The 12780-nt window shown below is 71.2% G+C and carries 11 protein-coding genes; 4 read left to right on the plus strand and 7 right to left on the minus strand.

The window, feature by feature from the left end:
• Positions 1-5: 5 nt before the first annotated feature.
• Positions 6-1961: an HD domain-containing phosphohydrolase gene (locus K8625_RS13205; protein WP_223746896.1), complete on the plus strand. Its 1956-nt coding sequence runs from the start codon at positions 6-8 to the stop codon at positions 1959-1961.
• Here K8625_RS13205 and K8625_RS13210 read toward each other — a convergent pair.
• The 3 genes from K8625_RS13210 to metG all read right to left on the minus strand — a co-directional run bounded on the left by K8625_RS13210 (position 1948) and on the right by metG (position 5901).
• Entirely contained in the window at positions 1948-2724 is a 777-nt protein-coding gene (locus K8625_RS13210; RefSeq protein WP_223746895.1) for a TatD family hydrolase, read from the minus strand. The two genes, K8625_RS13205 and K8625_RS13210, sit on opposite strands and share 14 nt — an antisense overlap.
• Entirely contained in the window at positions 2721-3695 is a 975-nt protein-coding gene (locus K8625_RS13215; protein WP_223746894.1) for a HEAT repeat domain-containing protein, read from the minus strand. The genes K8625_RS13210 and K8625_RS13215 overlap by 4 nt, the downstream gene beginning before the upstream one ends.
• A gap of 91 nt (positions 3696-3786) precedes the next feature.
• On the minus strand, positions 3787-5901 hold the full coding sequence (gene metG, locus K8625_RS13220) for a methionine--tRNA ligase (RefSeq protein ID WP_223782925.1): 2115 nt from the start codon (positions 5899-5901) through the stop codon (positions 3787-3789).
• 114 nt (positions 5902-6015) lie between these two features.
• On the opposite strand from metG, the gene K8625_RS13225 reads away from it, so the two are divergent.
• Positions 6016-6825, plus strand: a complete 810-nt coding sequence (locus tag K8625_RS13225) for an NRDE family protein (protein WP_223746892.1) — start codon at positions 6016-6018, stop codon at positions 6823-6825.
• On the opposite strand, the gene K8625_RS13230 is transcribed toward K8625_RS13225, so the two are convergent.
• The 4 genes from K8625_RS13230 to holB form a co-directional block, all read right to left on the minus strand.
• Positions 6785-7336: an AraC family ligand binding domain-containing protein gene (locus K8625_RS13230; protein ID WP_223782926.1), complete on the minus strand. Its 552-nt coding sequence runs from the start codon at positions 7334-7336 to the stop codon at positions 6785-6787. The two genes, K8625_RS13225 and K8625_RS13230, sit on opposite strands and share 41 nt — an antisense overlap.
• A 101-nt stretch (positions 7337-7437) precedes the next feature.
• Entirely contained in the window at positions 7438-7899 is a 462-nt protein-coding gene (locus tag K8625_RS13235) for a hypothetical protein (RefSeq protein ID WP_141323158.1), read from the minus strand.
• A gap of 62 nt (positions 7900-7961) precedes the next feature.
• Positions 7962-9278: a DNA polymerase III subunit delta gene (gene holA, locus K8625_RS13240; protein ID WP_141323157.1), complete on the minus strand. Its 1317-nt coding sequence runs from the start codon at positions 9276-9278 to the stop codon at positions 7962-7964.
• On the minus strand, positions 9275-10309 hold the full coding sequence (holB, locus tag K8625_RS13245) for a DNA polymerase III subunit delta' (RefSeq protein WP_223746890.1): 1035 nt from the start codon (positions 10307-10309) through the stop codon (positions 9275-9277). The genes holA and holB overlap by 4 nt, the downstream gene beginning before the upstream one ends.
• An 82-nt stretch (positions 10310-10391) precedes the next feature.
• Between holB and K8625_RS13250 the strand changes: the two genes are divergently transcribed.
• Positions 10392-11888, plus strand: coding sequence for a mechanosensitive ion channel family protein (locus K8625_RS13250; protein ID WP_223746889.1), 1497 nt, complete (start codon positions 10392-10394; stop codon positions 11886-11888).
• A 168-nt stretch (positions 11889-12056) separates the two neighbouring features.
• Entirely contained in the window at positions 12057-12737 is a 681-nt protein-coding gene (locus tag K8625_RS13255) for a hypothetical protein (RefSeq protein ID WP_223746888.1), read from the plus strand.
• Positions 12738-12780: the final 43 nt, after the last annotated feature.

Raw genomic sequence — 12780 nt, forward strand, 5'->3', positions numbered from 1 at the left:
TCGTCATGGCGAAGAAGCTGGGTGAGCGCCTCATCGAGGCGGGGCTCGTCAACGCCGGGGCCGTGGAGCAGGCCCTGGAGCACCAGAAGATCACCGGCCACAAGCTGGGGGACTGTCTGGTGGAGCTGGGGCTCCTCCAGGAAGCGGCGTTGCTGCGCTTCCTGGCCGCGGAGTTCCAGACGCGCTTCGTGAGCGCGGACAAGCTGGCCAAGGCGAAGATCGCCACCGAGGTGCTCGACAGGCTCCCGGTGCGACTCGCCGAGGCGCAGAACGTGCTGCCCCTGGCGGTGGACCCGGACCGGAAGCTGTTGTCCGTGGTCGCCGCCGAGCCGCAGAACAAGGCGCTGATGGACGAGATTGCCCTCGTCACGGGCATGTCGGAGGTCTACGCGTATGTGGGCCTGCGCGGCGCCATCGCCGCGGCCATCCGCAAGCACTACTACGGCGACCCCACCGCGTTCGCCGCGCTGCTGGAGGCCGCGAGCGCGCAGTCCGGCCCCGCCGAGTCCACGTCGCGCTCCGGCGCGCCGGAGCACAACCGCACGTCCACCAGCAACCGCAGCAGCCTGTCCTTCCGCATGGAGACGGACCCGCGCATGCGGGTGCAGCGCCCCAGCGGCGGCACACAGGTGGCCGGGCGTCCGTCGTCCACGCAGCGGCGCGAGCCGGGTGGCCCGCGCGGGCTGGTCAGCGACATCGACTACGTGGAGACGCTGGGCATCCTCGTGGGGCTGCTGGAGCAGGACCGCCAGCGGCACCGGGGACACTCCGCGCAGCTGGCGCGGCAGGCGGGCATCGTCGGTCAGCGCATGGGCATGCCCCACAAGGAGCTGGCCGCGCTGTCCATCGCCGCGTACCTGCACGACCTGGGCAAGCCGTCCGAGCGGCACTTCTCGCTGGCGAGCAACGCCGTCAACTCGGAGTGGAAGGCGCAGGCCCGCGCCGCGTGCCGCGCGCCCACGAAGCTGTTCGAGACGGTGCACCTGCCCGCGCAGGTCAACACCATCCTGGCGCAGCTGTATGAGGCCTGGGATGGCTCGGGCACGCCCCAGGGCGCCAAGGGAGAGGAGATCACCCTGGGCGCGCGCATCCTCGCGGCGGTGGACAGCTTCCTGGAGCTGACCAAGAACCCCGGCAACGCGCTGGGCAAGGCCCTGCCCAAGGAGCAGGCCCTGGAGCACCTGCGCACGAACGCGGGCGTGCTCTACGACCCGGTGGTGGCGGACATCGTCATCCAGTTGCAGAGCGGCGAGCTGCTCCGCCACAGGCTGGAGAGCGAGGGCCGGCAGGTGCTCGTGGTGGAGCCGGACGAGACGGCTCGCGGCGAGCTGCTGGAGGCCGTGCTCAAGCAGGGGCTGGTGGCCCATGCGCTGTCCACGCAAGAGGGCGCGCAGGATGGCCTCGCCCGGCAGGACTGCGATGTCCTGGTGGTGAGCCTGCGCCTGGGTCAGCAGGAGGTGTTGGATCTGCTCCAGCAGGCCCGCTCCGCGCCGGAGACGGCGGGGCTGCCCATCGCGGTGGTGGGTGAGCCGGATGCGCCCACGCGCGAGCGGCTGATGATGGGCGGCGCGACGGAGCTGCTGCCTCCCGGGGACAAGTCCCTCGTCGCCAAGGCGGTGCGCGCGCTGCTCGAGGACCGGGTGCTGCACAACGGCCCGGGGCGCGTGGTGCGTGGCAGCTTCGACGAGCTGCCTCCAAAGGAGCTGCTGCGCACGCTGGGCAGCGCGAGGAAGAGCGGCAAGCTCAACCTGCGTCAGCACACGCTGGAGGGCTCGATGCACCTGGAGAGCGGCCGCGTCGTGTTCGCTTCATTCGGCGGACACACGGGAGAGCCCGCGCTCCAGGCGCTCTTGAAGCTCAAGCAGGCCGACTTCCAGTACGACCCGGACGCGCTGCTGCTGGACGTGCCGCAGATGGACCAGGACCTCCAGGCCCTGGCCGGCGGCGTCAGCGCAGGTTGAGGTTGAAGAGGGCGGCGGCGTTGGCGGTGGTGACCTCGGTCACCGTCTCCAGCGTCACGCCCTTGAGCTCCGCCAGCTTCCGCGCGGTCTCCACCACGTGCGAGGGCTCGTTCTTGCGCCCCCGGTGCGGCACGGGCGCCAGGTACGGGCTGTCGGTCTCCACCATCAGCCTGTCGAGCGGCGCGAAGCGCACCGCGTCCTGCAGCGCCTCCGTCTTCTTGTAGGTGATGACGCCGGAGAGCGAGAGGTAGAAGCCCCGGTCCAGGTAGCGCCGCGCGGCGTCGGTGTCTCCGGTGAAGCAGTGGATGACGCCCTTGGGCACGCCCACCTCGCCGAGAATCGCGTCGCAGTCCTCGTGCGCGTCACGCACGTGCACCACCAGCGGCTTGCCCAGCTTCACGGCCAGCTCGCACTGGTGTCGGAAGATGCGCGCCTGCGCCTCCCGGGGCGAGTGGTCGTAGTAGTAGTCCAGGCCGGCCTCACCCACGGCGCGGACCTCGGGCCGAGCGCAGGTGCGCTCCAGCATGGCCAGGTCGTCCTCCGTGGCGCGCGCGGCCTCGTGCGGATGGATGCCGAGCGTGGGCGAGAGGAACTCCGGATGCGCGGCGGCCAGCTCCAGCGCGTTGCCCCACTCGCCAGGACCGTGGAACTGGCCCACGACGATGGCGTGGATGAGGCCCGCGGCGCGCGCGCGCTCCAGCACCGGGGCCGCGTCCGCGAAGTCCTTCACTTCCAGGTGGCAGTGCGCATCCACCAGTCTCATGTCCCCTCCTGAAACAAGTCGTCCAGTTCCTGCCGTGCCTCGGGTGAGGTGAAGGTGCTCACCGCCGCGCGCACGTGCTCGCGGCCCTCGGGGAGGCCCAATCTCCAGAGCCCATCCGCCGCGTCCAGCCGGTCCTCCTCCTGGGCGCTCACGTCCCGCAGCAGCGCGAGCAGCCAGGGCAAGGCCCGCTCGTCCCCCAGGCGCCCCAGGCCGCGCGCGGCGGCACCCCGGCAGGAGTCCTTCGGGTCATCGAGGATGGCCTTCAAACGCTCCAGCGCGCCGGGCGCCTTCACCTCGCCGAGCAGCTCCACCGCGAGCGCGCGGTCCTGGCTCCACTTCTTGCGCGAGCGCTGGAGCAGGTGCGCCGCGCCGTCGGCGTCACCCAGCCGGGCGAGGACTCCCGCGGCCTGCGTCTTGTCGAAGGCGGGGAGCAGCCAGCGGCCGAACAGCTTCTTCACCGCGGGCAGCGCGCGAGCGTCCTCGAGCTCCGCCAGTGCACCCAGGGCGCGGAAGCGGAGCAGGTCCGCGTCCAGCGCGTCGATGAGCACCTCGAGCCCCGCGGGGTGCTTGAGGGCGGCGATGCCTCGCGCGGCCTCGAAGCGCACCTCGGGGACGGAGTCCTCCAGCATGCCCGCGAGCGCACCGCGCAGCTCGGGACGGGCCATGTCCGCCAGTCGGCCCGTGGCCTCCAGGCGCACCAGCGACTCCTCATCGCGAAGCCGCGAGATGAGCAGCGCGATCGCCTCTTCTTGAGGCAGCACCACGGTGGCCAGCGCGATGCCCGAGCGCTTCACCTCGGGCTGCGCGTCCGACAGCATCCGCGGCACGACCTCCGTGAACTCGGGCGCGCGCGAGGGCACCTCCGCCGCGAGGTGATGGAGTTGCTCGGCCGCCTCCGCGCGAAACGCGGGGCGCTTCTCGTTCTCCAGCGCCAGCAAGGCCCGGTCCCGCTCCGCACGCCAATCCGTCACGTCCCATCACCTCGCTTGCCCGACAGCGTCCGCTTCGAGCACCTCGAGCGAACAGGGGCAGGGGGTTGCCACCCTGCCCCGTCCGCGCCGACTACTTCACGTCGCTGCCCGGCGGCACGTTGCCCGGATCCAACAAGGACAGGTCCTTGCCGCCCGGCCCCGCCGTCAAGAGCATGCCGCGCGACGAGATGCCCTTGAGGCTGCGGGGCTTCAGGTTCGCCACCACCACGACGTTGCGCCCCACCAGCGACTCCGGCGCGAACGCCTCGGCGATGCCCGAGACGATGGTGCGCGGCCCCGTCGCCTCGCCCACGTCCACCGTGAGCTTCAGCAGCTTGTCCGCCTTGGGGACCTTCTCCGCCGCGAGCACCTTGCCCGACTTGAGCACCACCTTGGCGAAGTCCGCGTACTCGATCTCAGCGGACGCCTCCCCTGCGCCCTCCGTCGCCTGCGTGACGGGCGCGGCCTCGGCCGGCTTCTTCTCCACCTTCTTCTCCTTGCCACCTTCGGCCTTCTTCACCTCGGCGGCCGGAGCCGGCGCGCCGCCCGCGGGCAGCGAGAGGATGGCGTTGACGCGCTCCTCCTCCAGCCGGGGCAACAGCGGCTCCGGCGTGCCGATGGGACGGCTGCGGTCCAGCAGCGGATACTTCGCGCCCTCCAGCGCCTGGAACGTGAGCGGCGGCGCGCCCAGCTGCGCGAACAGCTTCTCGGACAACCTCGGCGTCACCGGGCCCAGCAACGCGCCCAGCAGGTACACGACGTCCGCCGCGTCGGAGAGGTCCGCGCGCGCCGCCTCCGCGTCCTTCTTCACCAGCGCCCACGGCGCCTGCGCCTGGACGAAGGCATTCGCAGCCGACGCGATGTCCGTGATGACGCGGATGGCGTTGCGGTACTCGAGCTTCTCGAACGCCTCGCGCACCTCGCCGACCCGGGCCAGCACCGACTCCACCAGCGCGCGTCCAGGCCCCTCGGCCCGACCCGGCGCCAGCTTCCCGCCCAGCGGCCCGGCCAGGAGCGACAGCGCGCGGTTGGCCAGGTTGCCCACGTTGTTGACCAGCTCCCCGTTCACCCGCAGACGGAAGTCCTTGAGGTTGAGGTCCAGGTCCTCCACGCCCGCGCCCAGGTTGGCCGCGTAGAAGTAGCGCAGGTAGCTGGGGTCCAGCTGGTTCAGGTAGTCGCGCACCGGAATCATGGTGCCGCGGCTCTTCGACATCTTCTCCCCGTTCACCGTGAGGTGGCCGTGGACCTTGATCTCGCTCGGCACATGCAGGCCCGCCACGTCCAGCACCGCGGGCCAGAACAGCGCGTGGAAGTAGACGATGTCCTTGCCGATGAAGTGGACGATGCGCGCGCCGCTGTCCTTCTCCCAGTAGTCCAGCGCGCTCTTCGCCTTGCCCGTCTGCTTCGCCCACTTCTCCGTCGTGGCGATGTAGCCGATGGGCGCGTCCAGCCAGACGTAGAAGTACTTGTCCGTCTCACCGGGGATGGCGAACCCGAAGTAGGGCCCGTCACGGCTGATGTCCCAGTCCGCGAGCCCCTTCTCGAAGAAGCCCTGCAGCTGCGTCGCGAGCCCCGGGTGGAGGAAGCCCGGCTTGCGCAGCAGCGCCTGGAGGAAGTCCGCGTGCTTCGAGAGCTTGAAGAACAGGTGCGCCGAAGACTTGCGCACCGGAGGCGTCCCGCAGAGCGCACAGCGCGGCTCGATGAGGTCCGTGGGGCTGTACGCCTTGCCACACTTCTCACAGACGTCACCGTACTGGTCCGGCGACTTGCAGTTGGGACAGGTGCCCTTGATGAAGCGGTCCGGCAGGAACCGGCGGTCCTTCTCGCAGTACGCCTGTTCGACGTCCTTGCGCTCGATGTCGCCCTTCTCCTTCAGCCGCCCGTAGATGAGCTCCGCGTAGTGGCGGTTCTCCGGCGAGTTGGTGGAGTGGAAGGAGTCGAAGCGCACGTCCAGGTCGTGGAAGTCCTTCTGGTGCTCGTCCTGGAAGCGGGCGATGAACTCCTCGGGCTTGAGCCCGTGCTTCGCCGCGTTGAGCTCGATGGGCGTGCCGTGCGTGTCGTCCGCGCAGAAGTAGACGACGTCCTTGCCGCATGAGCGGAGGAAGCGCACGTAGATATCGGTCTGGATGTACTCGACGGCGTGCCCGAGATGGATGGGGCCGTTCGCGTACGGAAGCGCACTGGTGACGAGGATTCTCTCCGCCATGGACTCTCCTGGGGGCGGCGGACATTAGCCGCTCGGGGGGCCGAGGTCATCGACGGCGTGGGGCCGCGCGCACGAATGCACGACGGAGCCGGGGATGTTATCGACCGGATACGAATGTGCACCATCGTCATCCTTCGTCAGGTCCACCCCGAATGGCCGCTGGTGCTCGCGGCCAACCGGGACGAGTTCTACGCACGTCCCACGACGGGCCCCCAGGTCCTGCTCGAGTCCCCTCGCGCCGTCGGCGGACGGGACGTGGAGCGCGGCGGGACGTGGATGGGAGTGACTAACGAGGGCCTCTTCGTGGGCCTGACGAACCAGCGCGGAGGACAGGGGAAGGGCCCGGCCCCCCGCTCGAGGGGAGAGGTGGTCCTCCAGGCCCTGCGGGCCGCCAGCGTGGAGGGCATCGAGCGCTACCTGGACACGCTGTCCGGCGAGGACTTCCTCCCCTTCAACCTCCTCTACGGCGATGCCCGGACGCTGCGGGTCGCCTACGCCAGGACGGGCCAGGCCGAGCTGCGGCGCGAGGACGTCCCCCCAGGCATCCACGTGCTCCCCAATGACGTGCTCGACAGTCCGGAGCTCCCCAAGGTGGCGCGAGCCCGGATGCTCGCCGCCGAGCTGCCGCACGAGCCCTGGCCCCGGTTCGAATCCGGGCTCAAGGCCCTGCTCGGGGACGACCTGCTGCCCCCGGAGAGCGGGACGCCGCGCCCCGCGCCCGGGGAGTCGCTGCCCCCCGACTTCCTGCGTCGCCTGCAGGCGCTCTGCATCCATACGCCCGCCTATGGCACGCGCTGGTCCTCCATCGTCGCCCTGGCTCCGGGACGCGTGGGGCATTACCTGGTGTCGCAGTCCGCGCCGTGCGAGGGCTCCTGGGAGGACATCACGGGGATGCTCGATGTCCCCCCTCCCACGACGCGCTGAGCCCGCGGCGCCCCTCGCCCAGGCGCGCCAGCAACCGTGAGAGCAGGGGCCACGGGTGCGCGCCCTGCTCGGCGCCGAGCCCGCGCAGCGCGCGATGCAGCGCCACGAAGTCCCGCGCCACGTCCGGGTCGTCGAGCACGGCGCCCCCTCCGGGAAAGAGGTCGTCGACGAGCGCCACGTCCTCGTCTTCCCATCCACGGCGCGACGGCGGCCTGAGCAGGGCCACCGGCACGAGCATCCCGCACAGCACCCCGGGGCGACCGCTCTCGGCGTGCAGCGCGTGGACTTCACCTGGAGGAATCACGACGAGGCTTCCGGGCGGCGCCATCAGCCGGACACCTCCGCAGCACACCTGCTGGACATGCCCCGCGTCCAGCGTGAGCTGGAGCTCGTCATGGACATGCAGGGCCTGCGTGGTGGCGCGGCCACTCACCCGATACAGCACCAGTCCCGGGTATGTGCCGGGTCGCCAGACCTGCGCCGTCGCATGCCCGTCCCACTCCGTCACCATCTCCCGCTCCCCGCGTCGATGTACGGGAAGCTAGACGCCGATGTGGGTTCGGCGCAGCCAGCCCCCGGGACACAGGCCGTGTCGTCGGGCCGGCACTCGCCTCAGGCCGGACCGGCGGGCGCGGGCTCGCCCACGAGGACGCGTGCCCGGCCGTCCATGGAGAGCTTCACCTCCTCGACAGTGCCGAAGCCGGACTCTCGCGCCAGCTCCGCCAGGTGACGCATCCACGGGTTGTAGGGCATCCCGTTGTCCGAGCAGCACGGCACCACGGCGAACGGCAGCCGATGTCTCGCCGCGTATTCGATGATGACGCGCGTGGCGCCGTCCGGGTGCATTCCCACCACCAGCTCCGCCTCGCACGGCTCGTCCAGCGTGAAGATGCGCTGGGCATACGTCACCGGCAGGTGCTTGTGCCGCAGGTCGAAGGTGGTGACGGCGCGGCCCCGCCGCGTCAAGGCCTCGTTGAGGCGCCCCTGCCCTCCCGCCACGTCGAAGACGCGAGGGGCCATGAAGCGCGACACGATGAAGTCCGCGAAGAGGTCGAAGCGACGCTTGTCCGCCATACGCGGCCTCCTCTACCCGAGCCGGACTCCGAGTGCACGTCCCAGTGTGCCCGCCCGCTCCCTCAGGCGCCGAGGCACACCGTGGCCAGGAGCCGCTCGATGACCAGCCGCCCGTTGCCCGAGGACTTCAAGGACAGGTCCGCCTCCGCGCACGCCACCAGCGCGCCCAGCAGCTCCTTGCGCTCGTAGCCCGCGGCCGCCTTCATGCTGAAGGTGAGCGCCCACGCGTTGGGCATCTTGCGCCGGGTGCCCTTCAGCTCCGCCTCCAGCTTGGGGAACACCCGGGCCTCCACGTCCTTCGCGGTGCGCGGCGGCGTGCCTCCCGCGTAGCGCGTCAGCCACTCGTGGCTCTCCAGCAGCGTGCGGACGATGGAGGCCACCGCGCCCAACAGCTGCAGCGCGTGCGTGCCCTGCCCCATCGCGTCCTCCGCGTAGGACAGCGCGCCGCGGAAGTCGCGCTTCTGGAGCGCCTCCGACAGCTCGAAGAACTCCTCCTCGCGCGCGTGGTGCACCAGCATCACCACGTCGGAGCGTTCGATTGCGGGGCCCTCCGAGTACGTGGCGAGCTTCTCCAGCTCCGACTGCAACAGGCGGATGTTGCCGCCCACGCGCTCCTTGAGCTCCTCCAGCGCGCCGGGCCCCAGCTTCTTCTTGAAGGGCGCCAGGAACTCCTTGGCGATGTCGGAGAGGTCCAGGTCCTTGTGGCGCGCGGCCACCTTGCGCTCGACGACGTGGCCCTTGTCCTGCGCCAGCTTCACCAGCGGGTTCTTCGCGTCCACCTCCGTGGCCGCCATCACCAGCGCGTGTCCCGCAGGCGCGCCCTTCTGGATGAGCTCGATGAGCGCGGTGGCGTCACCCTCCGGGGCGCTGATGCGCTCCTCCTTGCAGAAGGCCGCGGCCTCCTTCAGGAACGCCACGTCCGCCTCGGCGAGGTCGACGTTCAGCTCCTCCTTCCACTGCTCCACCGACGGCGCCCTGGACGCGGATGGGTCCAGCTGGTCCACGCCCCAGCCCGCGCGCGCCGCCAGCGCCAGCAGCCGCCGCGCGCCCTCCTTGCGCTTGCCCGCCTTCCACGCCTCGCGCGCCTTGGCGAGCGGGTCTCCCCGCCCCTTCTTCGGCGCGAGGAACTCCGGGTCCCTCACCACCACGACCTTGCGGCCGGGGAACAGCGGCATCGTGGCCAGCTCCTGCGCCACCTCGCGCGGGCTGCCCGCGTCCAGCGTGACCAGGTTGAGCCCCACCGCCGCGTCGGGCACCAGCACCTTGACCAGCTCGTCGGCGCCCTTTCGGACCAGGAACTCCTCGCCCCACAGCAGGTACAGGGGCGAAAGCTTCCCGGCCTTCACTCCCGCCAGCACGTCATCCAGCTCCGAGCTCATCGGGACGTCTCCGTGAACAGGTCGATGAGCATCCGCTCCAGCTGCAGCCGGGGCGCGCCGTTGCGGGCCACCGCCGCGCGCGCGCCGTCGAGCAGCGCGTGGCGACGGTGCAGCCACGCATCGGACAGGCGCGCGCCCACCTCCACCGCCAGCTGGCGCAGGTCGCGGTTCGCCAGCGCGTCCTCGCGTCCCACCTTGGCCAGGGCCACGTCGCGCGTCCAGAGCGTCAACAGCTCCAGCGTCGCCTCCGCGTCCTCGCGCGAGCCGCCGTGCTCGTCCGCGAAGCGCAACAGCCCCACCGCGTTGTCGCCGCGCAGGTTCTCGAAGGCCGTCACCACGTCCTTGCGGCGGGCCAGCGCCTCCACGTCCAGAGACAGCGCGCGGCCCAGGCTGCCTCCGGCCATGATGGCCGCCAGCTGCGCGGTGTCCGCGTCCAGCTTGCGCTCGGTGCGCACGCGCTCGGCGACCAGCTCCACCGGCAGCGGGCCGAAGTGCACCTTGCTGCACCGGCTGCGGATGGTGGGCAAGAGCTTGTCCATGGCGCTGGCCACCAGCACCAGCGTGGTGTCCGCGGGCGGCTCCTCCAGCGTCTTGAGGAACGCGTTCTGCGCCTGCACGTTCATCGCCTGCGCGGAGACGAGGATGGCCACCTTGCGGCGCGACTCCAGGCCGCGCAGGGCCAGCCGCTCCTGCAGCTGGCGGATCTGCTCCACGCGCAGGTCCCGGCTCGGCGTGCCCGTGAAGTCCGAGCGCCCCGCGAGGCCCCGCGACACGCGCTCGTCGTCCGGCATCACCCAGGTGACGTCCGGGTGGAGGCCGCGCGAGACGCGCGTGCAGCTGGCGCAGGTGCCGCAGCCCACGTCCGGCTGCTCGGGGCAGGTGAGCGCCTGGGCCAGGCCCACGGCCGCTCGCTCCTTGCCCACGCCCTCCGGCCCCGCGAAGAGATACGCGTGGTGCACCGCGCCGGAGCGAAGTGCCGCCTGAAGTGAATCAATCGCGCGGGGCTGTCCCAGCACCGATGCGAGGGTCATGGCGCGTGTATCCCCGCTTGCGCGCCACGCGTCAACCGCTGCCTTGACCCCCCATGTACGCGCGGGAGAGAGTCAGGGGGCCTTGCTGCCTTTCCTCCAGAGCAATCTGTCCCTGGCCGTCGGCGCGATACTGGCGCTGGTGCTGCTGGGAACCCGGGCCTCCAGCCAGGACGCGGACCTGAAGCGGGACCTCACCGGGGCCCTGCGGCTGATGGTGATGTTCCTCATCCTGCGCGTGGGCGCCTGGGCGCTGCCCGCCACCACGCCGCCCGGGCCGATGAAGGCGCTGCAGGTCGCCTGGATGCTGACGTTCGCCTTCGGCGTCATCCGCGCGGGCGTGGGCTTCGGCCTGAAGCTGGCCCGGCTGCGCTCGACGTCGGTGGGGACGCCGAAGATCCTCCGCAACGTCATCGACTTCCTGCTCTACACGCTCGCCGCGGTGCCCATCGTCCAGACGCAGCTGGACCTGGACCTGACGGGCCTGGTCGCCACGTCCGCGGTGCTGTCGGTGGTCATCGGTCTGGCGCTCCAGGAGACGCTGGGCAACCTCTTCGCGGGCCTGTCCCTGCAGTTGGACAAGCCCTTCGAGGTCGGCGACTTCGTGCGCATCGGCGAGCACGTGGGGCGCGTGGCGCAGGTCAACTGGCGCTCCATCCGCATCATGACGTTCCGCCGTGAGCTGGTGACGCTGCCCAACTCCATGGTGGCCAAGGAGCAGCTCAAGACGTTCAACCAGGACCGCGAGCCGGTGGGCGTGGACATGCAGGTGCGCGCCACGTACGAAACGCCGCCCAACGTGATGAAGGCGGCCCTGCTGGACGTGGCGCGGGAGATTCCGCAGGTGCTGGTGGACCCGCCGCCCATCGCCCGCACGCTCGCGTTCGACGAGCAGTCGGTGCGCTACATGCTGCGCTTCTTCGTGAACGACTTCTCGCTCGCGGACGCGACCATCGCGGAGGTGCACACGCGCCTGTGGTACCGGATGCGGCGCGACGGAATCGAGCCGCCCGTGCCCCACCGCGTGGTGCGCATGCGCGAGGACGCGGCCCGGCCGGAGCTGCCCGCGCACACCGTGCTGCGCCTGTTGCGCGCGGTGGACCTGTTCGAGCCCCTGAAGGACGCGGACCTCGAGCGGCTGGGCCAGGAGGTCCACGTGCGCCGCTTTGGCCGCGACGAGCACATCATCCAGGAGGGCGATGATGGTCGGACGTTCTACGTGCTCGCCTCCGGCGAGGTCAGCGTGCGCGCCGGCAAGTCCCAGTCCGAGGTGACGCGGCTGGGCCAGGGCGGCTACTTCGGCGAGATGTCGCTGCTCACCGGCGAGAAGCGCGCCGCCACCGTGGTGGCCCTGGAGGACTCGCTGCTGCTCGAGGTGGACCGGCCCACCTTCGCGCGGCTGTTCGGCGAGCACCCCAACCTGGCCCGGCAGCTGTCCTCCATCCTCGCGCAGCGGCGCACCCAGCTGCGCGCCGTGGCCCAGGCCAGCGGCGCCACCGGGGACCCCATCCCCGCCGAGGTGGGCCGCATCCTCGGCCGCCTGCGCCAGATCTTCGGCCTGCACGGCTCCCACCACGAGTAGCCCGCACCGGGCCTCCCGAAGCCCCTTCCCCGCCCTGGTCGTGCCCGCCCACCCTACCTGCCAGGGGGTGCGTTTCTGGGGGCCTCCAGGCCGCCCCGTCTCCGAGGGAATGTCAGACCCTTCCGGTAGTCTCTCTTCATTCCCGCTACCGGAAAGGAAGTCGTCGACATGACCACCCCTCGTGAGAACCCGTGTGTCTCGGTCAACCAGCTCGGCCAGTACCTCACCGGAACGCCGTCGCTGCGAAAGCGCATCATCCAGGGACAGAAGAACCCGGTGGATCCGCAGTACCTGCGCTACCCCGCGGCGGCCCAGGCCATCACCGAGTTCCTCTGCGAGGGCCGGGACGAGGTCATCCTGCGCTACCACCAGCGCCGGATGCTCAACGCCCAGGCGGACTCGGACTTCGACGCGCACCGGCTCGCCCTGTGCGCGGAGGCGCTCCAGCGCTGCCTCGTCGCCACGGAGGACCTGGCCACCCGCGCCGTGGCCAGCCCCGCGGACCCGGAGCTCGCGCCCCTGGAGCTCGCCGGCGTCGCCGTGAAGGTGCGCCCCGAGGTCCTCCTCCGGGGCGTGGACGCGCGCGGGCAGATGCGCTCGGGCGTGCTGAAGCTCTACTTCTCCAAGCACACGCCGCTCGACGAGCGCGCCGGCCAGTACATCGCCACCGTGCTCCAGCTCTTCGCCGAGGAGCGGCTGGAGCAGCAGGGGCCCGTGGACCCGCGCCTGGTGGGCGTCTTCGACGTGTTCGCCGGCCGCCTGTTCGTCGCGCCGAAGGCCCGCCAGCGCCGGCTCCAGGACGTCGTGCTCGCCTGCGAGGAGATCGCCGGCCGCTGGAACTTCCACTGACGGCCCGCGGGGCCCGTGTCCGCTTCCGGGACACGGGCTTCCC

Source organism: Myxococcus sp. AS-1-15, assembly GCF_020037055.1.
Lineage (GTDB): Bacteria > Myxococcota > Myxococcia > Myxococcales > Myxococcaceae > Myxococcus > Myxococcus fulvus.

Coding starts and splice junctions, on each gene's coding strand:
- holB (WP_223746890.1), bottom strand. CDS start 10,309: ATGACCCTCGCATCGGTGCTGGGACAGCCCCGCGCGATTGATTCACTT.
- K8625_RS13235 (WP_141323158.1), bottom strand. CDS start 7,899: ATGGCGGACAAGCGTCGCTTCGACCTCTTCGCGGACTTCATCGTGTCG.
- K8625_RS13205 (WP_223746896.1), top strand. CDS start 6: ATGGCGAAGAAGCTGGGTGAGCGCCTCATCGAGGCGGGGCTCGTCAAC.
- holA (WP_141323157.1), bottom strand. CDS start 9,278: ATGAGCTCGGAGCTGGATGACGTGCTGGCGGGAGTGAAGGCCGGGAAG.
- K8625_RS13255 (WP_223746888.1), top strand. CDS start 12,057: ATGACCACCCCTCGTGAGAACCCGTGTGTCTCGGTCAACCAGCTCGGC.
- K8625_RS13210 (WP_223746895.1), bottom strand. CDS start 2,724: ATGAGACTGGTGGATGCGCACTGCCACCTGGAAGTGAAGGACTTCGCG.
- K8625_RS13225 (WP_223746892.1), top strand. CDS start 6,016: ATGTGCACCATCGTCATCCTTCGTCAGGTCCACCCCGAATGGCCGCTG.
- metG (WP_223782925.1), bottom strand. CDS start 5,901: ATGGCGGAGAGAATCCTCGTCACCAGTGCGCTTCCGTACGCGAACGGC.
- K8625_RS13230 (WP_223782926.1), bottom strand. CDS start 7,336: ATGGTGACGGAGTGGGACGGGCATGCGACGGCGCAGGTCTGGCGACCC.